General features: G+C 61.2%; 16 protein-coding genes, 4 tRNA genes, 1 rRNA gene and 1 pseudogene. All 22 read right to left on the minus strand.

What is annotated here, in order from left to right; genetic code table 11:
- Nucleotides 1–11: 11 nt before the first annotated feature.
- Nucleotides 12–323 (minus strand): 30S ribosomal protein S10, encoded by a 312-nt coding sequence (gene rpsJ / locus C5F75_RS17560; protein ID WP_004199280.1) that lies wholly within the window; start codon nucleotides 321–323, stop codon nucleotides 12–14.
- 287 nt (nucleotides 324–610) lie between these two features.
- Nucleotides 611–1,801: an elongation factor Tu gene (gene tuf / locus C5F75_RS17565; RefSeq protein WP_034209732.1), complete on the minus strand. Its 1,191-nt coding sequence runs from the start codon at nucleotides 1,799–1,801 to the stop codon at nucleotides 611–613.
- 42 nt (nucleotides 1,802–1,843) lie between these two features.
- Nucleotides 1,844–3,946 (minus strand): elongation factor G, encoded by a 2,103-nt coding sequence (fusA, locus tag C5F75_RS17570; protein ID WP_059535572.1) that lies wholly within the window; start codon nucleotides 3,944–3,946, stop codon nucleotides 1,844–1,846.
- 123 nt (nucleotides 3,947–4,069) lie between these two features.
- Nucleotides 4,070–4,540, minus strand: a complete 471-nt coding sequence (rpsG, locus tag C5F75_RS17575) for a 30S ribosomal protein S7 (RefSeq protein ID WP_006477195.1) — start codon at nucleotides 4,538–4,540, stop codon at nucleotides 4,070–4,072.
- Between the two features lie 172 nt (nucleotides 4,541–4,712).
- Nucleotides 4,713–5,093 (minus strand): 30S ribosomal protein S12, encoded by a 381-nt coding sequence (rpsL, locus tag C5F75_RS17580; RefSeq protein ID WP_006400662.1) that lies wholly within the window; start codon nucleotides 5,091–5,093, stop codon nucleotides 4,713–4,715.
- A gap of 225 nt (nucleotides 5,094–5,318) precedes the next feature.
- A complete protein-coding gene (gene recQ, locus C5F75_RS17590; RefSeq protein WP_060315563.1) occupies nucleotides 5,319–7,166 on the minus strand; it encodes a DNA helicase RecQ in 1,848 nt (615 codons plus the stop codon).
- Between the two features lie 277 nt (nucleotides 7,167–7,443).
- Complete coding sequence (gene rpoC / locus C5F75_RS17595) at nucleotides 7,444–11,685, minus strand: DNA-directed RNA polymerase subunit beta' (RefSeq protein WP_060009381.1); 4,242 nt, start codon at nucleotides 11,683–11,685, stop codon at nucleotides 7,444–7,446.
- A 21-nt stretch (nucleotides 11,686–11,706) separates the two neighbouring features.
- Nucleotides 11,707–15,813, minus strand: a complete 4,107-nt coding sequence (gene rpoB, locus C5F75_RS17600) for a DNA-directed RNA polymerase subunit beta (RefSeq protein ID WP_034209726.1) — start codon at nucleotides 15,811–15,813, stop codon at nucleotides 11,707–11,709.
- Between the two features lie 381 nt (nucleotides 15,814–16,194).
- Nucleotides 16,195–16,569, minus strand: coding sequence for a 50S ribosomal protein L7/L12 (rplL, locus tag C5F75_RS17605; RefSeq protein WP_006482911.1), 375 nt, complete (start codon nucleotides 16,567–16,569; stop codon nucleotides 16,195–16,197).
- A gap of 63 nt (nucleotides 16,570–16,632) precedes the next feature.
- Nucleotides 16,633–17,130 (minus strand): 50S ribosomal protein L10, encoded by a 498-nt coding sequence (gene rplJ / locus C5F75_RS17610; RefSeq protein ID WP_006482916.1) that lies wholly within the window; start codon nucleotides 17,128–17,130, stop codon nucleotides 16,633–16,635.
- 307 nt (nucleotides 17,131–17,437) lie between these two features.
- The gene (rplA, locus tag C5F75_RS17615; RefSeq protein WP_006482906.1) at nucleotides 17,438–18,136 is read right to left on the minus strand and encodes a 50S ribosomal protein L1; all 699 of its coding nucleotides are present in this window, start codon (nucleotides 18,134–18,136) and stop codon (nucleotides 17,438–17,440) included.
- Nucleotides 18,137–18,568, minus strand: a complete 432-nt coding sequence (rplK, locus tag C5F75_RS17620; protein ID WP_006477201.1) for a 50S ribosomal protein L11 — start codon at nucleotides 18,566–18,568, stop codon at nucleotides 18,137–18,139.
- Between the two features lie 141 nt (nucleotides 18,569–18,709).
- Entirely contained in the window at nucleotides 18,710–19,267 is a 558-nt protein-coding gene (nusG, locus tag C5F75_RS17625) for a transcription termination/antitermination protein NusG (RefSeq protein WP_006400672.1), read from the minus strand.
- Between the two features lies 1 nt (nucleotide 19,268).
- Nucleotides 19,269–19,649: a preprotein translocase subunit SecE gene (gene secE / locus C5F75_RS17630; RefSeq protein ID WP_006482892.1), complete on the minus strand. Its 381-nt coding sequence runs from the start codon at nucleotides 19,647–19,649 to the stop codon at nucleotides 19,269–19,271.
- A 42-nt stretch (nucleotides 19,650–19,691) separates the two neighbouring features.
- Nucleotides 19,692–19,767, minus strand: a tRNA-Trp gene (locus C5F75_RS17635).
- Nucleotides 19,768–19,826: 59 nt separating this feature from the next.
- Nucleotides 19,827–21,017: an elongation factor Tu gene (gene tuf, locus C5F75_RS17640; protein ID WP_104012488.1), complete on the minus strand. Its 1,191-nt coding sequence runs from the start codon at nucleotides 21,015–21,017 to the stop codon at nucleotides 19,827–19,829.
- Between the two features lie 66 nt (nucleotides 21,018–21,083).
- Nucleotides 21,084–21,158, minus strand: a tRNA-Thr gene (locus tag C5F75_RS17645).
- A 22-nt stretch (nucleotides 21,159–21,180) separates the two neighbouring features.
- Nucleotides 21,181–21,254: transfer RNA gene (locus C5F75_RS17650), tRNA-Gly, on the minus strand.
- Nucleotides 21,255–21,297: 43 nt separating this feature from the next.
- Nucleotides 21,298–21,383 (minus strand) — tRNA-Tyr (locus C5F75_RS17655).
- A 591-nt stretch (nucleotides 21,384–21,974) separates the two neighbouring features.
- The gene (locus C5F75_RS17660; protein ID WP_081066464.1) at nucleotides 21,975–22,445 is read right to left on the minus strand and encodes a GNAT family N-acetyltransferase; all 471 of its coding nucleotides are present in this window, start codon (nucleotides 22,443–22,445) and stop codon (nucleotides 21,975–21,977) included.
- 42 nt (nucleotides 22,446–22,487) lie between these two features.
- Nucleotides 22,488–22,974 (minus strand): annotated as a pseudogene (locus C5F75_RS17665) (IS66 family transposase); the annotation flags it as partial.
- A 608-nt stretch (nucleotides 22,975–23,582) separates the two neighbouring features.
- Nucleotides 23,583–23,695, minus strand: a 5S ribosomal RNA gene (gene rrf / locus C5F75_RS17670).
- Between the last annotated feature and the right edge of the window lie 288 nt (nucleotides 23,696–23,983).

Raw genomic sequence — 23,983 nt, forward strand, 5'->3', positions numbered from 1 at the left:
CGCTGGAAGCCTTACTGCAGCTTGATTTCCACGTCGACGCCAGCCGGCAGATCGAGCTTCATCAGCGCGTCGACGGTCTTGTCCGTCGGATCGACGATGTCCATCAGGCGCTGGTGGGTACGGATTTCGAGCTGATCGCGCGACGTCTTGTTGACGTGCGGCGAACGCAGGATGTCAAAACGCTGAATGCGCGTCGGCAGCGGCACCGGGCCACGGACGATTGCGCCAGTCCGCTTCGCGGTATCGACGATTTCGGCGGCCGATTGATCGATCAGACGATAGTCGAAAGCCTTCAGGCGAATGCGGATTTTCTGTTGCTGCATGACAATTCCTTGAAAAGAGCGAGGCGATGTTGCATCGCCGGACACTAAAAGAACGTGAAACATGACGCCAGCGGGGAGCGAAGCATCAGGTTCCGGACGGTACTTCCACTGCTAAGTCCGCGATTCTACACGAAAATTCGCGGTGGTGGTGCGCGTTTGTCGATGCTGCGCTTCGTACGCCACAAAGAAAAACCGGGTGCCAGATCGAACTGGACACCCGGTTTCGGCGGTACGCAGTTGCTTACCGCGGAATCGCGGACCCCGGAGGGATCCGCGGATCGTCGATATTACTCGATGATCTTGGCGACGACGCCGGCGCCGACGGTACGGCCGCCTTCGCGAATCGCGAAGCGCAGACCTTCTTCCATCGCGATCGGAGCGATCAGCTTCACCGTGATCGACACGTTGTCGCCCGGCATCACCATTTCCTTGTCCTTCGGCAGCTCGATCGAGCCCGTCACGTCCGTCGTACGGAAGTAGAACTGCGGACGGTAGTTGTTGAAGAACGGCGTGTGACGGCCGCCTTCATCCTTGCTCAGCACGTACACTTCAGCCGTGAAGTGCGTGTGCGGCGTGATCGAACCCGGCTTCGCCAGAACCTGGCCACGCTCCACGTCTTCACGCTTCGTGCCGCGCAGCAGGATACCCACGTTGTCGCCTGCCTGACCTTGGTCCAGCAGCTTGCGGAACATTTCCACGCCCGTGCAGGTCGTCTTCACCGTCGGCTTGATACCGACGATTTCGATTTCCTCGCCGACCTTGATGATGCCGCGCTCGACACGACCCGTCACCACCGTACCGCGGCCCGAGATCGAGAACACGTCTTCCACCGGCATCAGGAACGCGCCGTCAACCGCACGCTCCGGCGTCGGGATGTACGTGTCCAGTGCGTCTGCCAGGTTCATGATCGCCACTTCGCCCAGCTCACCCGTGTCGCCTTCCAGCGCCAGCTTCGCCGAACCCTTCACGATCGGCGTGTCGTCGCCCGGGAAGTCGTACTTCGACAGCAGTTCGCGAACTTCCATCTCGACCAGCTCGAGCAGTTCCGCGTCGTCAACCATGTCGCACTTGTTCAGGAACACGATGATGTACGGAACGCCAACCTGACGCGCCAGCAGGATGTGCTCACGCGTTTGCGGCATCGGGCCGTCTGCTGCCGAGCAAACCAGGATCGCGCCGTCCATCTGCGCCGCGCCCGTGATCATGTTCTTCACGTAGTCAGCGTGGCCCGGGCAGTCGACGTGTGCGTAGTGGCGGTTAGCCGTTTCGTACTCGACGTGTGCCGTGTTGATCGTGATGCCGCGCGCCTTTTCTTCCGGTGCCGCGTCGATCTGGTCGTACGCCTTCGCTTCGCCGCCGAACTTCTTCGTCAGAACCGTCGTGATCGCTGCCGTCAGCGTCGTCTTGCCGTGGTCAACGTGACCAATCGTACCAACGTTCACGTGCGGCTTGGTCCGCTCAAACTTTTCTTTTGCCATGATTCTCTTCTTTCAAAAAATAATCGATTGAGAGCTACAGATTTACTTCGACTTCGCGCTGATGATCGCTTCGGCAACGTTGCGCGGAGCTTCAGCGTAGTGCTTGAACTCCATCGTGTACGTTGCACGACCTTGCGTCAGCGAGCGCAGCGAAGTCGAATAGCCGAACATTTCCGACAGCGGCACTTCGGCGCGCACGATCTTGCCGCCGCCAACCATGTCTTCCATGCCCTGGACGATACCGCGACGGCCCGACAGGTCGCCCATCACGTTGCCCATGTAGTCTTCCGGCGTCTCGACTTCGACAGCCATCATCGGCTCGAGGACGACCGGGTTCGCCTTGCGCATCGCTTCCTTGAACGCCATCGAACCGGCCATGCGGAACGCGTTTTCGTTCGAGTCAACGTCGTGGTACGAACCGAACGTCAGGTGAACCTTCACGTCGACGACCGGGAAGCCGGCCAGCACGCCCGACTTCAGCGTGTCCTGGATACCCTTGTCGACCGCCGGGATGTATTCACGCGGAATCACACCACCCTTGATCTCGTCGAAGAACTCGTAGCCCTTGCCTTGTTCGTTCGGCTCGAGCGTGATGACCGCGTGACCGTACTGGCCGCGACCACCCGACTGCTTGACGAACTTGCCGTCGACATCCTTCGCCGTCGAACGGATCGTTTCGCGGTACGCAACCTGCGGCTTGCCGACGGTCGCTTCCACGCCGAATTCACGCTTCATCCGGTCGACCAGAATTTCGAGGTGGAGCTCGCCCATGCCCGAAATGATGGTCTGGCCCGACTCTTCGTCGGTCTGCACGCGGAACGACGGGTCTTCCTGAGCCAGACGGTTCAGTGCGAGGCCCATCTTTTCCTGGTCGGCCTTGGTCTTCGGCTCGACCGCCTGCGAAATCACCGGCTCCGGGAACACCATGCGTTCGAGAACGATCGGGTTCGCCGGGTCGCACAGCGTGTCGCCCGTGGTGGCTTCCTTCAGGCCGACCGCCGCGGCGATGTCGCCTGCGCGGACTTCCTTGATTTCTTCACGCTGGTTCGCGTGCATCTGCAGAATACGGCCGAGGCGTTCCTTCTTGCCCTTGGTCGAGTTCAGCAGCGTGTCGCCCGAGTTGACGACGCCCGAGTACACACGGAAGAAGATCAGCTGGCCGACGAACGGGTCGGTCATGATCTTGAACGCGAGCGACGAGAACTTCTCGTCGTCCGACGCCTTGCGCTCTGCTTCTTCACCGTTCTCGAGCTCGCCCTTGACCGGCGGGATGTCGACCGGCGACGGCAGGAAGTCGATCACGGCGTCGAGCATACGCTGCACGCCCTTGTTCTTGAACGCGGTACCGCACAGCATCGGCTGGATTTCGCATGCGATCGTACGATCACGCAGCGCCTTGACGATGTCGGCTTCCGGCAGATCGCCTTCTTCCAGGTACTTGTTCATCAGGTCTTCGCTGGCTTCGGCAGCCACTTCGACCATCTTTTCGCGCCATTCCTTGCAGGTCTCGGCGAGTTCGGCCGGGATGTCGACGTAGTCGAACTTCGTGCCTTGCGACGCCTCGTCCCAAATGATCGCCTTCATCTTGATCAGGTCGACCACGCCCTTGAAGTTTTCTTCCGAGCCGATCGGCACCACGACCGGAACCGGGTTCGCCTTCAGGCGCAGACGGAGCTGGTCGTAGACCTTGAAGAAGTTCGCGCCGGTACGGTCCATCTTGTTGACGAACGCGAGACGCGGCACCTTGTACTTGTTCGCCTGACGCCACACCGTTTCCGACTGCGGCTGCACGCCGCCCACTGCGCAGTACACCATGCACGCGCCGTCGAGCACGCGCATCGAACGCTCCACTTCGATCGTGAAGTCGACGTGGCCCGGGGTGTCGATGATGTTGATGCGGTGTTCCGGATAGTTGCCGCCCATGCCCTTCCAGAAGGCCGTGGTAGCGGCGGACGTGATCGTGATGCCACGTTCCTGTTCCTGCTCCATCCAGTCCATCGTGGCTGCGCCGTCGTGGACTTCACCGATCTTGTGGTTCACACCGGTGTAAAACAGAATGCGCTCGGTCGTCGTCGTCTTGCCGGCGTCGATGTGAGCGCTAATACCGATATTGCGGTAGCGCTCGATAGGAGTCTTGCGAGCCACTTTGATCCTCTACTGGGATGACGTGATGCAGCCTTGCCGCATCACGCCTCAACACAAACGGGCGAGGCGCCTGAAAAGCGCACCCGCCCGGAATTTATTTCCGCAAACAGCCCAGCCAGGCGCTTAGAAACGGAAATGCGAGAACGCGCGGTTGGCTTCTGCCATGCGGTGAACTTCGTCGCGCTTCTTCATCGCGCCGCCACGGCCTTCGGCCGCTTCGGAGAGTTCACCTGCCAGGCGCAGGGCCATCGACTTCTCGCTGCGCTTCTTCGCAGCCTCACGCAGCCAGCGCATCGCCAATGCCATACGACGCGACGGGCGCACTTCGACCGGAACTTGATAGTTGGCACCACCAACGCGACGGCTCTTCACTTCGACCACCGGCTTCACGTTGTTGAGCGCAACCGTGAACACTTCCAGCGGGTCCTTGCCACCCTTGGTCTGGATTTGTTCGAATGCGCCATAAACGATGCGCTCTGCGACCGACTTCTTGCCGGACAGCATCAGCATGTTCATGAACTTGGCAACATCAACGTTGCCGAACTTCGGATCCGGCAACACTTCCCGCTTGGGGACTTCGCGACGACGCGGCATGATTCTTCCTTTACTTGTTCAGTTGGAGCTGGATTCAGCTCCGCGGCCACCAACAAACCCGATCACATCTTCACGACTAACCAGCTTGGCCGGGTGACCACTTACTCGACAGCACCGGCAATCCGGCACTCCCGCCTCGACCGCCCTGCGGCGATCCCTGATCAAAAACTGCTTACTTGGCAGCCTTTGCACGCTTCGCGCCGTACTTCGAGCGCGCTTGCTTACGGTCCTTGACGCCCTGGGTATCCAGCGAGCCGCGAACCATGTGGTAACGCACACCCGGCAAGTCCTTCACACGGCCGCCGCGGATCAGCACAACCGAGTGTTCCTGCAGGTTGTGGCCTTCACCGCCGATGTACGAAATCACTTCGAAGCCGTTCGTCAGACGAACCTTGGCGACCTTACGGAGTGCCGAGTTCGGCTTCTTCGGCGTCGTCGTGTACACACGGGTGCACACGCCGCGACGCTGGGGGCAGTCCTGCAGGGCCGGGCTCTTGCTCTTCGTCGTTTCCGACTGACGGCCTTTGCGAACCAGTTGGTTGATGGTTGGCATTGTTTATTCCTGAAATTGAACAAAATCTGCACATCGATTTCGGGCAAAGCGAGAATCGACGCACAGTTGACTTCCGAACCGGCGGATCGGGCGCGAACTTTCGAACGCGACGCGGCCTCCGAATACCGGAACCCAACATGATATTCCGGAAATACCAACGAAGTCAACGGCTTGCGTGATTTGCCGGCCGACCGCGCAGTCTATGGAAGGGGTCGGGACCCAGTGTCAAGCCGATTCGACGACGTCGATGATCTCGTCGCCGAAGCGCTCGAGCTTGCGCACGCCCATGCCGGGAATGTGACGCAGGTCGTCGATCGTCTCCGGCGCGTTGCGCGCGATTTCGGCGAGCGTCGCGTCGTGGAAGATCACGTAGGCCGGCACGCCGTCCGTCTTCGCGGTTTCCGCGCGCCACGCACGCAGCGCGTCCCAGCGTGCGCGCTCACGCGCGCCCATGCCGGCCGTCGGGTCGACCCGCGTGCCGCTGCGGCTCGACGACTGGCGCGTGCGCTGCGGCTTCACGTAGCGGCGCAGCGTGACCTTTTCCTCGTTCTTCAGCACCGGCTTCGCGGCCTCGGTGAGCACCAGCGCGCCGAAGCCGCCATGGTCGACCGCCAGGTAGCCGTACGCGACCAGTTGCCGGAAAATCGCGCGCCACTCGGGCTCGGACAGCGACGCGCCGATACCGAACGTGCTCAACTGGTCATGGCCGCGCTGCAGCACCTTCTCGGTGCGGCCGCCGCGCAGGATCTCGATCAGATGGCTCGCGCCGAAGTTGAAGCCGCTCGCGCGCTGCGCGCGGAACACGCACGACAGCGCCATCTGCGCCTCGCGCGTCGCGTCCCATGAATCGGGCGGCTCCAGGCACGTGTCGCAGTTGCCGCACGGCTGGCTCGCCTCGCCGAAGTAGTTCAGCAGCCGCACGCGGCGACACGAGATCGTCTCGCACAATCCGAGCAGCGCGTCGAGCTTCGACGTCTGCACGCGCTTGTGCGCGTCGTCCGCATCCGACTCGTCGATCATCTTGCGCTGCTGGACGACGTCGCCGAGGCCATACGCCATCCACGCGTTCGCGGGCATCCCGTCGCGGCCCGCGCGGCCGGTCTCCTGATAGTAGCCTTCGACGCTCTTCGGCAAATCGAGGTGGGCAACGAAGCGCACGTCGGGCTTGTCGATACCCATGCCGAACGCGATCGTCGCGCACATCACGATGCCCTCCTCGCGCTGGAACATTTCCTGGTGCTTCTGCCGCACCTCGAACTCCATCCCCGCGTGATACGGCAGCGCGCGCACGCCCTGCGCCTTCAGCCATTCGGCCGTTTCCTCGACCTTGCGGCGCGACAGGCAGTAGACGACGCCCGCATCCGTCGTGCCGTCGGCATTCGTGTGTTCGGCGCGGATGAAGTCGAGCAGTTGCGAGCGCGCGTTGTCCTTTTCGACGATCCGGTAGCGGATGTTCGGGCGGTCGAAGCTCGACACGAACACGCGTGCGTCATCGAGCGCGAGCCGATGGATGATCTCGTCGCGCGTGATCGCGTCGGCCGTGGCGGTCAGCGCGATGCGCGGCACCGACGGGAAGCGCTCGTGCAGCACCGACAGCTGGATGTATTCCGGACGGAAATCGTGCCCCCATTGCGACACGCAGTGCGCTTCGTCGATCGCGAACAGCCCGATCTTCGCGCGCTCGAGCAGGTCGAGGAAGCGCCCCGTCATCAACCGCTCCGGCGCGACGTACAGCAGGTCGATTTCACCTTCGCGCAGCGCGCGCTCGGTGGCTGCCGCCTCGGCGCCCGACAGTGTCGAATTCAGGTAGGCCGCGCGCACGCCGACTTCGCTCAACGCGGCGACCTGATCCTGCATCAGCGCGATCAGCGGCGACACGACGATGCCGGCGCCCTGCCCGGCCTCGCGGCGCAGCAGCGCGGGGATCTGGTAGCACAGCGACTTGCCGCCGCCCGTGGGCATCAGCACGAGGCAATCGCCGCCGCCGGCGACGTGCTCGACGATCTCGCCCTGCTGGCCGCGAAAGGCGGAATAACCAAAGACTTCGTCGAGTATTTCGAGGGCGCGGGACATGAATGAGACCAGGGACGGCTGAGCGATGACCGCAATTTTAACAACCCGCTCGCGCGACGCGTGGCGAATCGCAGGATGTTGGCCATTCGGTCAGGGTTCTTTCACGTGCATCACGAGCCTGTCGCCGCCATGCCGAAGGCGACCGCGAGGCATGCGCCGGCGCGGCACAGGCACGTCATGCGCGTGAACGAAGGACGAAAAAAAACCGCCCGGCAGAACCGGGCGGTTTCGGTGACAGCGATGATAGCAAGGCAACGCGGCTTTCGCCGCCCCGCGCTTACTCGGCTGCCGGGTGTTGCGGCTCTTCCGCCGGCGCGCTCGGCGTGCCGAAGTCGAATGCCTCTTCCGCTGCGATCTGGTCGAAACGCTCGCGATCCGACGATTCCTTCGCCTTGCGTGCCTTGTGGAACGCGAGACCCGTACCGGCCGGAATCAGACGGCCGACGATCACGTTTTCCTTCAGGCCGCGCAGATCGTCGCGCTTGCCCATGATCGCCGCTTCGGTCAGCACGCGGGTCGTTTCCTGGAACGATGCCGCGGAGATGAACGAGTCGGTCGACAGCGAAGCCTTCGTGATACCGAGCAGCACGTTGTCGTACGAAGCCGGGCGCTTGCCCTCGGCGATCATGCGATCGTTCTCGTCCAGCATGTCGGAACGCTCGACCTGTTCGCCCGGGATGAAGCGCGTATCGCCGTTGTCGGTGATCTGCACACGACGCAGCATCTGGCGAACGATCACCTCGATGTGCTTGTCGTTGATCTTCACGCCCTGCAGACGGTACACGTCCTGCACTTCGTCGACGATGTAGCGCGACAGCGCCTCGATACCCTGCAGACGCAGGATGTCGTGCGGATCGGCCGGACCGTCCACGATCATTTCGCCCTTGTTGACGACCTGGGCGTCGTGAACCAGAACCTGCTTTTCCTTCGCGATCAGGAACTCGTGCTGGTTGCCCTCGAGGTCCGTGATGACGAGACGCTGCTTGCCCTTCGTGTCCTTGCCGAACGATGTCGTACCGGTGACTTCCGCGAGAATGCCGGCATCCTTCGGCGAACGCGCTTCGAACAGTTCCGCCACCCGCGGCAGACCGCCGGTAATGTCACGCGTCTTCTGCGCTTCCGTCGGGATACGTGCGAGCACTTCACCGACCTGCACCTGCTGGCCATCCTTCACGGTGATCAGTGCGCCGACCTGGAAGCCGATCTGCACTGCGTGCTCCGTGCCCGGAATCTTCACTTCCTCGCCGTTCGCGTCGAGCAGCTTCACCTGCGGACGCACGCTCTTCGACGCCTGCGAACCGCGGCGCTTCACGTCGATCACGACCAGCGTCGACAGGCCCGTCACGTCGTCGATCTGCTTCGCGACGGTCACGCCTTCCTCGACGTTCTCGAACTTCACCGTACCACCGTACTCGGTGATGATCGGGCGCGTCAGCGGATCCCACGTGGCGAGCTGCGTGCCGGCCTTGATGATCGCGCCGTCGAGCTGCAGCAGCGTCGCGCCGTACGGCACTTTGTGACGCTCGCGCTCGCGACCGAAGTCGTCGGTGATCATCGCCTCGCCCGAACGGGAAATGACGATCTGCTCGCCCTTCGCGTTCGTGACGTAGCGCATCGTCGCCGTGAAGCGGACGATACCGTTGCTCTTCGCTTCGACCGACGAGGCCACTGCCGCACGCGACGCCGCGCCACCGATGTGAAACGTACGCATCGTCAGCTGCGTGCCCGGCTCGCCGATCGACTGCGCGGCGATCACGCCGACCGCTTCGCCGACGTTCACGAGCGAGCCGCGGCCAAGGTCGCGGCCGTAGCAGGCTGCGCACAGACCGTAACGCGTTTCGCAGGTCAGCGGCGTGCGCACGCGCACTTCGTCGATGCCGAGGCGTTCGATTTCCTCGACCGCCGTTTCGTCGAGCAGCGTGCCCGATTCGTACAGCGTTTCCTGCGTTTCCGGGTTCACGACGTCCGCCACCGCGACGCGGCCGAGGATACGGTCACGCAGCGCTTCGACGACTTCACCGCCTTCGACGAGCGCCTTCATCGCCACGCCGTTCGACGTGCCGCAATCGTCTTCCACCACGACCAGATCCTGCGTGACGTCGACGAGACGACGCGTCAGGTAACCCGAGTTCGCGGTCTTCAGTGCCGTATCAGCCAGACCCTTACGTGCACCGTGGGTCGAGATGAAGTACTGCAACACGTTCAGACCTTCGCGGAAGTTCGCGGTAATCGGCGTCTCGATAATCGAGCCGTCCGGCTTCGCCATCAGGCCACGCATGCCGGCCAGCTGACGAATCTGAACCGCCGAACCCCGGGCGCCCGAGTCGGCCATCATGTAGATCGAGTTGAACGACTCCTGGCGCGTCTCGTTGCCGTCGCGATCGATCACCGGCTCCGTCGACAGCTGCTCCATCATCGCCTTGCCGACCGCTTCCGACGTTGCCGACCAGATGTCGACCACGTTGTTGTAGCGTTCCTGCGCGGTGACGAGACCCGACATGTACTGGCGGTCGTACTCCTTCACCTTCTTCGCGGCGTCGCCGACGATCGTTTCCTTCTGCGGCGGCACGAGCATGTCGTCCACGCAGATCGAGATGCCGGCACGCGTCGCGAGACGGAAACCCGACTGCATCAGCTGGTCGGCGAACACGACCGTCGCACGCAGACCGCACTTGCGGAACGCCGTGTTGATCAGGCGCGAGATTTCCTTCTTCTTCAGCGGCTTGTTCAGCACCGAGAACGGCAGGCCGTGCGGCAGGATCTCCGACAGGATCGCGCGACCGACGGTCGTCGCGTACAGCGTGATCTTCGGCACGAATTCCGGCGCGCCTTCCGACGTGTCTTCGTTGCGGACCATTTCGGTGATCCGGACGTTGACGCGCGAGGCCAGCTCGACTTCCTTGTTCTCGTACGCGCGGATCACTTCCGACACGCCGGTAAACGACAGGCCTTCGCCCTTGCCGTTGATCGCTTCGCGGGTCGCGTAGTACAGACCCAGCACGATATCCTGCGACGGCACGATCGACGGATCGCCGTTGGCCGGGAACAGCACGTTGTTCGACGCGAGCATCAGCGTGCGCGCTTCCATCTGCGCTTCGAGCGACAGCGGCACGTGAACGGCCATCTGGTCGCCGTCGAAGTCGGCGTTGAACGCCGCGCAGACGAGCGGGTGCAGCTGGATCGCCTTGCCTTCGATCAGCACCGGCTCGAACGCCTGGATACCGAGACGGTGCAGCGTCGGCGCACGGTTCAGCATCACCGGGTGCTCGCGGATCACCTCTTCGAGGATGTCCCACACCACCGGCGTCTGGTTCTCGACTTCCTTCTTCGCAGCCTTGATGGTCGTGGCGACGCCCATCACTTCCAGCTTGTTGAAGATGAACGGCTTGAACAGCTCGAGCGCCATCAGCTTCGGCAGACCGCACTGGTGCAGCTTCAGCGTCGGGCCGACCACGATGACCGAACGGCCCGAGTAGTCGACGCGCTTGCCCAGCAAGTTCTGACGGAAACGACCGCCCTTGCCCTTGATCATGTCGGCGAGCGACTTCAGCGGACGCTTGTTCGCGCCCGTCATCGCCTTGCCGCGACGACCGTTGTCGAGCAGCGAGTCGACGGCTTCCTGCAGCATCCGCTTTTCGTTGCGGACGATGATTTCAGGCGCCTTCAGCTCGAGCAGACGCTTCAACCGGTTGTTTCGGTTGATCACGCGGCGATACAGGTCGTTCAGGTCCGACGTCGCGAAACGGCCGCCGTCCAGCGGCACGAGCGGACGCAGTTCCGGCGGCAGCACCGGCAGCACTTCGAGAATCATCCACTCGGGCTTGATGCCCGAGCGCTGGAATGCCTCGAGGACCTTCAGGCGCTTCGCGTACTTCTTGATCTTCGCTTCCGAGCCGGTGTTCTTCAGCTCGGTGCGCAGCGTCTCGACCTGCTCGTCGATGTTGATCGCGCGCAGCAGTTCACGCACGCCTTCCGCGCCCATTTCGGCACGGAATTCGTCGCCGTATTCCTCGACCTTGTTGTAGTAATCCTCTTCGGTCATGATCTGCCGCGCCTTCAGCGGCGTCATGCCCGGTTCGATGACCACATAGGCTTCGAAGTACAGCACGCGTTCGATGTCGCGCAGCGTCATGTCGAGCACCATGCCCAGACGCGACGGCAGCGACTTCAGGAACCAGATGTGCGCGACCGGCGAGGCCAGCTCGATGTGGCCCATCCGTTCGCGACGCACCTTCGCCAGCGTCACTTCGACGCCGCACTTCTCGCAGATCACGCCGCGGTGCTTCAGACGCTTGTACTTGCCGCACAGGCACTCGTAGTCCTTGATCGGCCCGAAGATCTTCGCGCAGAACAGACCATCGCGTTCCGGCTTGAACGTACGGTAGTTGATGGTCTCCGGCTTCTTCACTTCGCCGAACGACCACGAACGGATCTTGTCGGGCGAGGCCAGACCGATCTTGATCGCGTCGAAAACTTCTTCCTGTTGGACTTGCTTGAATAGATCGAGCAGAGCTTTCATTGCTTTCTCTCCGTAGTCCGATTAATTGCGGTCGAGATCGATATCGATACCGAGCGAGCGGATTTCCTTCACGAGCACGTTGAAGGATTCCGGCATGCCTGCATCGATCACGTGATCGCCCTTGACGAGGTTTTCGTACACCTTCGTCCGGCCGGTCACGTCGTCCGACTTCACCGTCAGCATTTCCTGCAGCACGTAGGACGCGCCGTACGCTTCGAGTGCCCACACTTCCATTTCACCGAAACGCTGGCCACCGAACTGCGCCTTACCGCCCAGCGGCTGCTGCGTGACGAGCGAGTACGGGCCGGTCGAACGCGCGTGCATCTTGTCGTCGACCAGGTGGTGCAGCTTCAGGTAGTGCATGTAGCCGAGCGTCACGCGACGTTCGAACATTTCACCCGTGCGGCCGTCGTACAGGCGGACCTGGTTCTTCGACGGGTTCATGCCGAGCTGTTCGGCGATGTCGTCCGGGAACGCGAGGTCGAGCATCTTGCCCATTTCTTCCTCGGTTGCACCGTCGAACACCGGCGTCGCGAACGGCACGCCTTCGCGCAGGTTCTTCGCGAGTTCGAGGATCTCGTCGTCGGTGAAGCTTTCCAGATCTTCCTGGCGGCCCGACTCGTTGTAGATCTTCGTCAGGAACGCGCGCAGTTCCTCGATCTTCGCCTGACGCTGCAGCATTTCGCCGATACGCCAGCCGAGGCCCTTCGCGGCCCAGCCGAGGTGCACTTCCAGAACCTGACCCACGTTCATCCGCGACGGCACGCCGAGCGGGTTCAGCACGACGTCTGCCGGACGGCCGTCGGCCATGTACGGCATGTCTTCGATCGGGACGATCTTCGACACGACACCCTTGTTACCGTGACGGCCCGCCATCTTGTCGCCAGGCTGCAGACGGCGCTTCACCGCGAGGTACACCTTGACCATCTTCAGCACGCCCGGCGGCAGTTCGTCGCCTTGCGTGAGCTTCTTGCGCTTCTCTTCGAACGCGAGGTCGAACTGGTGACGCTTCTCTTCGATCGAGTTCTTGATCGCTTCGAGCTGCGCCGCCGCTTCGTCGTCCGCGAGGCGGATGTCGAACCAGTGGTAATGGTCGAGGTCTTCCAGGTAAGCCTGGTCGATCTTCGTGCCCTTCGCGAGCTTCTTCGGACCGCCGTTCGCGACCTTGCCCACGAGCATGCGCGCGAGACGCTGGAACGCGTCGCCTTCCACGATGCGCAGCTGGTCGTTCAGGTCGAGACGGTAGCGCTTCAGTTCGTCGTCGATGATCTGTTGCGCACGCTTATCGCGCTGGATGCCTTCACGCGTGAACACCTGGACGTCGATCACCGTCCCGCTCATGCCCGACGGCACGCGCAGCGACGTGTCCTTCACGTCCGAAGCCTTCTCGCCGAAGATCGCGCGCAGCAGCTTCTCTTCCGGCGTCAGCTGGGTCTCGCCCTTCGGCGTGACCTTGCCGACCAGCACGTCGCCTGCTTCGACTTCCGCACCGATGTACACGATGCCCGATTCGTCGAGACGGCCGAGCTGGACTTCCGCCAGGTTCGAGATGTCGCGCGTGATTTCTTCCGGCCCGAGCTTCGTGTCGCGTGCAACGACGTTCAGCTCTTCGATGTGGATCGACGTGTAGCGATCGTCCGCGACGACCTTCTCCGAGATCAGGATCGAATCCTCGAAGTTGTAGCCGTTCCACGGCATGAACGCGATCAGCATGTTCTGGCCGAGCGCGAGCTCGCCCAGGTCCGTCGAGGCGCCGTCGGCCAGCACGTCGCCGCGCGAGACCTTGTCGCCCATCTTCACGATCGGACGCTGGTTGATGTTCGTGTTCTGGTTCGAACGCGTGTACTTGATCAGGTTGTAGATGTCGACACCGACTTCACCCGCGACCGCTTCGTCGTCGTTCACGCGAATCACGATACGGCCTGCGTCGACGTAGTCGACCACACCGCCGCGGAACGCCTGAACCGTCGTACCCGAGTCGACCGCGCAGGTGCGCTCGATGCCCGTACCGACGACCGGCTTTTCCGGACGCAGACACGGCACGGCCTGACGCTGCATGTTCGAACCCATCAGTGCGCGGTTCGCGTCGTCGTGCTCGAGGAACGGGATCAGCGACGCTGCCACCGACACGATCTGCGACGGCGCGACGTCCATGTACTGGATCCGGTCCGGCGTGACCATCATCGTTTCGCCGGCTTCGCGCGACGACACGAGTTCGTCGATCAGTCGGCCGTCTTCGTCGATCGCGGCGTTCGCCTGGGCGATCATGTAGCGACCTTCCTCGATCGCCGACAGGTAGTCGATCTGATCGGTCACCTTGCCGTCCACGACCTTGCGGTACGGCGTCTCGAGGAAGCCGTACTCGTTCAGGTGCGCATACAGTGCGAGCGAGTTGATCAGGCCGATGTTCGGACCTTCCGGCGTCTCGATCGGGCACACGCGGCCGTAGTGGGTCGGGTGCACGTCACGGACTTCGAAGCCTGCACGCTCGCGCGTCAGACCGCCCGGGCCCAGTGCGGAAACACGGCGCTTGTGCGTGATTTCCGACAGCGGGTTGGTCTGGTCCATGAACTGCGACAGCTGCGACGAACCGAAGAACTCGCGGATCGCCGACGAAATCGGCTTCGAGTTGATCAGGTCGTGCGGCATCAGGTTTTCGCTTTCGGCCTGGCCGAGGCGTTCCTTGACCGCGCGCTCGACACGCACGAGACCGGCGCGGAACTGGTTTTCCGCCAGTTCGCCGACGCAACGCACGCGACGGTTGCCGAGGTGGTCGATGTCGTCCACTTCGCCCTTGCCGTTACGCAGCTCGACGAGGATCTTGATCGTCGCGAGGATGTCGTCGTCCTGCAGCGTCATCGGGCCGACGATCTCGTCGCGGCCCACGCGGCGGTTGAACTTCATGCGGCCGACCTTCGACAGGTCGTACGCTTCTTCGCTGTAGAACAGCCGGTTGAACAGCGCCTCGACCGCTTCTTCGGTCGGCGGCTCGCCCGGACGCATCATGCGGTAGATCGCGATGCGCGCGGCCGTCTTGTCGGTCGTTTCGTCGACACGCAGCGTCGACGAGATGTACGGACCCTGGTCCAGATCGTTCGTGTAAAGCGTCTGGATGTCCTTGATGCCCGCTTCGCGCAGCTTCTCGAGCACGCTTTCCGTGACTTCGTCGTTCGCGCTCGCGATCACTTCGCCGGTGTCGCCGTCGACGACGTTCTTCGCCAGCACGCGGCCGAGCAGATAGTCTTCCGGCACCGAGATGAACTTGGTCTTCGCGGCTTCGAGGTCGCGAATGTGCTTCGCGTTGATCCGCTTGTCCTTCTGGACGATGACCTTGCCGTCGCGATCCGTGATGTCGAAGCGCGCGACTTCGCCACGCAGGCGCTCGGGCACGAACTCGAGTTGCGCGCCTTCGTCCATCAGCGTGAAGTTGTCGAACACGAAGAAGTTCGCGAGGATCTGTTCCGGCGTCAGGCCGATGGCCTTCAGCAGGATCGTGACCGGCATCTTGCGGCGACGGTCGACGCGGAAATACAGGATGTCCTTCGGATCGAATTCGAAGTCGAGCCACGAGCCGCGGTACGGAATGATCCGTGCCGAGAACAGCAGCTTGCCCGAGCTGTGCGTCTTGCCCTTGTCGTGTTCGAAGAACACGCCCGGCGAACGGTGCAGCTGCGAGACGATGACACGCTCGGTGCCGTTGATGACGAACGAGCCCGTCGGCGTCATGAGCGGAATTTCGCCCATGTACACTTCCTGCTCCTTCACTTCCTTGACGACCGGCTTGTTCGGCGATTCCTTGTCGAGGATGACGAGGCGGACCTTCGCGCGCAGCGCGGAGCAGTACGTCAGGCCGCGCTGCTGGCATTCCTTGATGTTGAATGCCGGCGACGACAGCGCATAGCTCACGAACTCGAGGCGCGCGAAACCGTTGTGCGAAACAATGGGAAATACCGACGTGAACGCGGCCTGCAAACCCTCGGGCTTACGTTGCGTCGCGGGCACATCGGCTTGCAGAAACGTGCTGAATGATTCAAGCTGAGTAGCCAGCAAGAACGGAACTTGGTGAACGATGGGGCGCTTCGCGAAACTCTTGCGAATGCGCTTCTTCTCGGTGAAGGAATATTGCATACGATCTCCGAATCACGGCGGGTGCTATCGAGGCGGAATACCTGGACGTTTCAAACCCGAGTGTTCACCGACTGAGACCCGATGGCCGTTCGACGGCTTGAACGAGCCGAGAAGCTTGGTGGTTGGCCGCTACCAACCGCTGGCTGACGGCAGCGGATGCCTGTGTTGCCCGCTACCCGACCAAACTTGCCTTCTGCAGTCGCTTCAGAAGACAAAGAGAACCGCCAATCGTGAGTGATGCATCACAACGATCAGGCGGTTTTCTTTGGCTTCTGGGGCCGATTATTCGGGCTCCCGAATGAGTGCCAGAATAACGTCCCCACAAAGCACAAAAAGGCCGGCGGTGAAAATACCGCCAGCCTTCGCACAGCGCGCCGAAACTTACTTGACTTCGACCTTCGCGCCAGCTTCTTCCAGCTTCTTCTTGGCTTCTTCAGCAGCAGCCTTGTCGACGCCTTCCTTGATGGGCTTCGGTGCACCGTCAACCAGGTCCTTCGCTTCCTTCAGGCCCAGGCCCGTCAGTTCGCGAACGGCCTTGATGACCGAAACCTTGTTGGCGCCGGCTTCAGCCAGGACGACCGTGAATTCGGTCTTCTCTTCTGCAGCAGCAGCAGCGCCGCCGCCTGCCGGGCCAGCGACTGCCACTGCAGCTGCCGACACGCCAAACTTCTCTTCGAATGCCTTGACCAGTTCGTTCAGTTCCAGAACGGTCATCCCTTCGACTGCTGCCAGGATGTCTTCTTTTGCGATTGCCATTTGAAATACTCCTAAATTGAATTCGGATACAGCCAGCGATCAATGACGCTGATGCACGTTCGCTTACGCAGCTTCCGCTTGCTTCTTCTCGGCCAGCGCGGCCAGAGCACGCGCGAAGCCCGAAACAGGCGCTTGCATAACGAACAGCAGCTTCGAGAGCAGTTCTTCGCGGCTCGGGATGCTTGCCAGCGCTTGCACGCCAGCCTTGTCCATCACCTTGCCATCGAACGAACCAGCCTTGATGACCAACTTGTCATTGCTCTTGCTGAAGTCGTTGACGACCTTAGCAGCGGCAATTGCATCTTCCGAGATGCCGTAGATCAGCGGACCAGTCATCTGCTCTGCCAGCGGAGCAAACGGCGTACCTTCGACAGCGCGACGCGCCAGCGTGTTCTTCAACACGCGCAGGTAAACCTTTTGCTCACGCGCTTGCGCGCGCAGCTTGGTCAGATCGCCAACCGCAATTCCACGATACTCAGCCAGCACAACGGTCTGGGCCTTCGCGACTTGCGCGGAAACCTCAGCGACGACGGCTTGCTTGTCTTCTCTATTAAGCGGCACGGTTAGCCTCCAGAAACGATACGTTCGGCCTTGCCGGTATGGCGAAACCTCACGTACCTCGTTCAACAACGGCGTCCGACCTCGTTAGGAGTATTTCCACCTCATGCCGCGAATCGCTTCGCGGCCTGCGGCTTCACCACTGCAAAACTTTTTCGGGTTCGCCATCTGCGTTGGCTTGAATTAAGGGATCACCTGACTGCTGCGCCCCACCAACGGTCTTTGATAACCGGTTGCCCGCCCTGCTGCACGAACAACCGCCCAAAGCCCATGTGGACCGCTTCGCGAGCGAAGCGGCCCGAATACTTGCTTACTGTGCTGCCAGCGTAGCCTGGTCGACGCGCACGCCGACGCCCATCGTGCTCGACAGTGCGATCTTGCGCAGGTACACGCCCTTGCTCGTTGCCGGCTTTGCCTTCTGCAGCGCTTCGATCAGCGCGGACAGGTTCGAACGCAGCGCGGTCGGCTCGAACGATGCACGGCCGATGGTCGCATGGATGATACCGGCCTTGTCGACACGGAATTGCACCTGACCAGCCTTCGCGTTCTTGACGGCGGTTGCGACGTCCGGCGTGACCGTACCGACCTTCGGGTTCGGCATCAGGCCGCGCGGGCCGAGGATCTGGCCGAGCGTACCGACGATACGCATCGTGTCCGGCGAAGCGATCACGATGTCGAAGTCCATCTGGCCAGCCTTGATCTGCTCGGCCAGGTCTTCCATACCGACGATTTCCGCGCCGGCTGCACGAGCTTGCTCGGCCTTTTCGCCTTGCGCGAACACGGCAACGCGAACCGACTTGCCCGTACCTGCCGGGAGAACGACCGAACCACGAACGACCTGGTCCGACTTCTTCGCATCGATGCCGAGCTGGACTGCGACGTCGATCGACTCGTCGAACTTCGCGCTCGCGCATTCCTTCACGAGGCTCAGTGCGTCTTCGATCGCGTACAGCTTCTGACGGTCGACCTTGGCGGCAAATGCCTGACGGCGCTTGGAGATCTTAGCCATTTACACGCCCTCCACAGTGATACCCATCGAGCGTGCGCTACCAGCGATGGTGCGAACGGCTGCGTCCAGATCAGCTGCCGTAAGGTCCGGCATCTTGGTCTTCGCGATTTCTTCGGCTTGAGCGCGCGTGATCGAACCGACCTTGTCGGTGTGCGGCTTGCTCGAGCCCTTGTCCACCTTCGCCGCCTTCTTGATCAGGACGGTCGCCGGCGGCGTCTTCATCACGAACGTGAAGCTCTTGTCAGCGAATGCCGTGATGACCACCGGCACCGGCAGACCCGGCTCCATGCCTTGAGTCTGCGCGTTGAACGCCTTGCAGAACTCCATGATGTTCAGGCCGCGCTGGCCCAGTGCCGGACCAACCGGCGGCGACGGGTTGGCTTTACCTGCAGGGATCTGCAGCTTGATAAAGCCGATAATCTTCTTTGCCATTTGAAACCTCATTGGAACGCCGGAGAAGGCGTTCGGTGAGTGATAACGCGCTTTCGCCGCTGGCTACTGACGCTCCTCAACGGCCATGACGCGGGCCGTAAGCGCGAAGGTGGGCAGCCGAGGCTGCCCACCGAATCGGGATCAAACTTTTTCGACCTGACCGAACTCGAGTTCGACGGGGGTCGAGCGGCCAAAGATGGTGACCGACACACGCACGCGCGATTTCTCGTAGTTGACTTCTTCGACGGTGCCGTTGAAGTCCGTGAACGGGCCTTCCTTGACACGCACCATCTCGCCGACTTCGAACAGGGTCTTCGGGCGCGGCTTTTCGACGCCTTCCTGCATCTGCGACATGATCTTCTCGACTTCCTTCGGGGAAATCGGGGTCGGGCGGTTACGCGCACCGCCGACGAAACCAGTGACCTTCGCGGTGTTCTTCACGAGGTGCCACGTTTCGTCCGTCATTTCCATTTCCACCAGCACGTAGCCAGGGAAGAAACGACGTTCGGTCACAGCCTTGTGGCCGCCTTTGACTTCGACCACTTCTTCGGTCGGAACCAGGATCTGACCGAATTTGTCCTGCATGCCAGCACGTTCGATGCGCTCTTGAAGCGCGCGTTGCACGCTCTTCTCCATACCGGAGTAGGCGTGCACGACGTACCAACGCTTTCCGCTCGGGGATGCCGGAGTATCGCTCATATCATTTCCAACCCAGAATCGCCGAGAAAATCACCCATTCGATCGATTTGTCGCTCAACCAGAGGAAAATCGCCATCACGAGCACGAAACCGAACACGACGAGTGTGGTTTGCGTTGCTTCCTTGCGGGTGGGCCATACGACCTTCCGGACTTCCTTGTACGAATCCTTGGCAAACGCGATGAGGCTCTTGCCAGGGGCGGACATCAGCCCGACGGCCACGCCGGCGATGATACCTACCGCCAACGCGGCACCGCGGACATACCACTGCTGATTGGCCAGCCAGAAGAAGCCCACGAATCCGGCCAACACCAGCAATACGCCCAGGGCCAGCATCAGCTTATCGCCGGAGGTATTTACAGTTTCGACGGATGGATTCGCCATAACACCTTAAAACAAATGCCACGTGGGACACGTGGCGATTTTTGGCAGGGGCAGAGGGAATCGAACCCCCAACCTTCGGTTTTGGAGACCGACGCTCTGCCAGTTGAGCTATACCCCTAAACCATGTTGGGGCCGGCTGCTGCCAGCCCCAAAACTGTCGATCAACGAATAACTGGCTTACTCGATGATCTTGGCGACGACGCCGGCGCCGACGGTACGGCCGCCTTCGCGAATCGCGAAGCGCAGACCTTCTTCCATCGCGATCGGAGCGATCAGCTTCACCGTGATCGACACGTTGTCGCCCGGCATCACCATTTCCTTGTCCTTCGGCAGCTCGATCGAGCCCGTCACGTCCGTCGTACGGAAGTAGAACTGCGGACGGTAGTTGTTGAAGAACGGCGTGTGACGGCCGCCTTCATCCTTGCTCAGCACGTACACTTCAGCCGTGAAGTGCGTGTGCGGCGTGATCGAACCCGGCTTCGCCAGAACCTGGCCACGCTCCACGTCTTCACGCTTCGTGCCGCGCAGCAGGATACCCACGTTGTCGCCTGCCTGACCTTGGTCCAGCAGCTTGCGGAACATTTCCACGCCCGTGCAGGTCGTCTTCACCGTCGGCTTGATACCGACGATTTCGATTTCCTCGCCGACCTTGATGATGCCGCGCTCGACACGACCCGTCACCACCGTACCGCGGCCCGAGATCGAGAACACGTCTTCCACCGGCATCAGGAACGCGCCGTCAACCGCACGCTCCGGCGTCGGGATGTACGTGTCCAGTGCGTCTGCCAGGTTCATGATCGCCACTTCGCCCAGCTCACCCGTGTCGCCTTCCAGCGCCAGCTTCGCCGAACCCTTCACGATCGGCGTGTCGTCGCCCGGGAAGTCGTACTTCGACAGCAGTTCGCGAACTTCCATCTCGACCAGCTCGAGCAGTTCCGCGTCGTCAACCATGTCGCACTTGTTCAGGAACACGATGATGTACGGAACGCCAACCTGACGCGCCAGCAGGATGTGCTCACGCGTTTGCGGCATCGGGCCGTCTGCTGCCGAGCAAACCAGGATCGCGCCGTCCATCTGCGCCGCGCCCGTGATCATGTTCTTCACGTAGTCAGCGTGGCCCGGGCAGTCGACGTGTGCGTAGTGGCGGTTAGCCGTTTCGTACTCGACGTGTGCCGTGTTGATCGTGATGCCGCGCGCCTTTTCTTCCGGTGCCGCGTCGATCTGGTCGTACGCCTTCGCTTCGCCGCCGAACCTCTTCGTCAGAACCGTCGTGATCGCTGCCGTCAGCGTCGTCTTGCCGTGGTCAACGTGACCAATCGTACCAACGTTCACGTGCGGCTTGGTCCGCTCAAACTTTTCCTTGGCCATTTTCAACTCCCAAAAGGAATTTCACAGGTTGCGCCGCGCGCAAACAAGACACTGACTTTTTACTGCTGGTGCCCATGGGCAGGATCGAACTGCCGACCTCTCCCTTACCAAGGGAGTGCTCTACCACTGAGCCACATGGGCGCTACGCTTCAACTTAGCGGTCTGGAGCGGGTGAAGGGAATCGAACCCTCGTCGTAAGCTTGGAAGGCTTCTGCTCTACCATTGAGCTACACCCGCACGGGCCACTAACGATTCCTTGCCGCTCACTGCGCTGATATCTTGGTGGAGGAGGTTGGATTCGAACCAACGTAGGCGTAAGCCAACAGATTTACAGTCTGCCCCCTTTAGCCACTCGGGCACCCCTCCGTAGAGAACTGACGATTATGGGGGTGCATCGCACTCCTGTCAAGCATATCCGGAAGATTATTTTCACTTTCTTCCCGACCTCTGCTTCCCGCCGATCGCCGCCCTTGCCCGGCTAAGGCAAGCGCGAGATGTTGCCGACCGGCACCACATCTTCGTCAGACTCCGCCTTCAGCGCCGATCTGCATCTGCGCTAAAAACGAAAGACCGCCATCATACGGCCTCTTTCGCACAATGCCAAGCGGGTAGACGCAAATTTTCCGCAAATTTCGTGCCGGGCGAGTTTGGCGAGCCGGCTGGTGGTTGCTCCTGGAGGTTGGGCGCGGTGCCTCCGGAGTGAAATAAAGGCTCTGCAGCCGACGACGACGCACCCCTTCTGACGATTGCTGTCGGCTCCGTCGCCGGTTTCGACTACTGCTGCGTTCGCCGGCTTCACCACAAGGCATGAGGCCGTCTCGAGTCGCCCGCCTACCCCAGGTAAAGACCTCCATGCACCCACCTCTCTGGAACGACACTTTTTGTGGTTGCACCGTAAGCGGTCATCTAATAACGCAGCAGGTGCGCACGACCCGGAGTCAGCTTCGTCGGATGAAACTACTTGGTAGGTTTTGGAAATCGATAGTTTACGAAGTGTTCCTCGGTAGACGTGACTTGAAATTTCATCGATTCGTAGAACGCAACAGCCTCCGAATTTGAGCGGAGGCAAGACAGTGTGATGGCCTTTCCGGTCCGCGCGGCCTCTGACATCAGCGATGTCAGAACGTCTTTTCCAATCCCCTGTCGCTGGAAGCTTGGTTTCAGTATCAGAAGCGACAGGTGAATAGCGTCGTCTAGCATCCTGACGACCGCGTAACCTGCTGTATTGGCGCCAACTCTGACCAATCGTATATCAGAGCGAGTGTAAGACTCTATAAATCGACGCCGTTGAAACTCATCATCCCAACCGAACGCGGAATCGATGTGATCGCGCAGCGCAGCCTCATATTGCGCGAAGAGCTCCTGCGTTTCAGTTGCGCTTTCTTCGAAGGGGACCAGCGCGACCCTGTTCACCAGACTGTCATTCATCAGGGATGTAAGCTCGTAAGCGGTACGATCGCTCAGTTTAGGTCAGGGCAATAATTTCCAAGGCAGTAGCTCGGCGTAGTCATCGACAGTCTCGGCCAACGGCAGCCTGGCAAATAGCCAGACGAGATATCGATACGGATTGATGCCGTTCGCGTTGTACGTTTCGACGAGAGAGTACAGGTTGGCGCTGGCTTGCGCACTGGGCAACCGTGTCAACGAACAGTAACCCAGATGCACGAGTTGATGATCGTGGGCGATGCCGTTATAGAGCTCGTACCCGTCAATCATCAGCACGGTGCCAGGCTGCACGCCGGCATAGAGCTTCTGCGCGTGCTGGGCGCCGCGGCCCTGCGAGTACGAGAACATCCGTACTGTGGCCTAGCGCCGTTGACCTGCGCCCACAGATAACTCTTCGCCTGTGTCCTGGCTCCTTCAGCACTTGGAAGGTTGTCTCGTCGCCGTAGATCACGTCCGACTCGAGCAGCGCGTCGCGCATCAAATTGATCATCGGCTGCGTAGCCACTCCCACCTCGCGCTTACGAAGTCGTTATAAAGCCGATATATGGCGCCGGTGCATCGACATCCGACGCGCGCTGCCCGGCAACTTGAGCTGAAGCGGCGATTCAAGAGCGAAGCATGGTACGCCGACCTTCCCTTGCGGAGCTCTCTGATCGGCGATCCGAATACGGCACGCGCCGACACGGGAACACATCCCTGCGATGGGTGGCCGCGTAGGCGACAGCGCCTATTCGCTCATCGAAGAAATTTACTCGGTACGGGACGGTCCAACGAGCGACCGTCGAAAAGAATCGCGCCGATTGTTGATCCTGTCAGACACGCAATACGCGCACGGCACAGCGGGCCCGTGGGTCGATTCGCTTCTTGCCGCAAGCCAAGCGTGCGCCGCGCCCCGATAGGGCTCTTTAGGGCGAGATGCGGCGAGCTGGATCGAAAATGGCGTTTGATAATAATGTCGCGGCTCTTGTGGCGGAGCAGTACAGTCGCGAGGAACATGCGGCAAGGGAGCCGGGAGCGGCGACATCCTGTCCGCTCTTGCCATTGCCATGGAGACGTTGTTTTCGCCGGCCGAAATGCAAAAACCCCCGCCTTGTCGGGCGGGGGTTTCTGGCTTAGGGAGCCTGACGATTACCTACTTTCACACGGGAATCCGCACTATCATCGGCGTAGAGTCGTTTCACGGTCCTGTTCGGGATGGGAAGGGGTGGGACCGACTCGCTATGGTCATCAGGCAAAGGGGGTTGTTCTGCTGGCGTCGCCAACAGAACCAATCTGGGAAGAAGCAGTAATTTAGGTTGTGTGTATCACACACGAGAATTCAACTTGTCTCGTCTTGCTACGCAGGTCACCGGTACTTCAACCGGCGCGCCGCATCGATCAGCTTCGCTGCTCGACGCTCTGCGTGGGATGCTCGTAAGTGCTGAAGCACTAACGATCATCGACAAGGCAGACTTGTTATAGGATCAAGCCTTACGGGCAATTAGTATCGGTTAGCTGAACGCATTACTGCGCTTACACAC

Origin of the sequence: Burkholderia anthinoferrum (genome assembly GCF_002925705.1) — a bacterium.
In the GTDB taxonomy this organism is placed as follows: domain Bacteria; phylum Pseudomonadota; class Gammaproteobacteria; order Burkholderiales; family Burkholderiaceae; genus Burkholderia; species Burkholderia semiarida.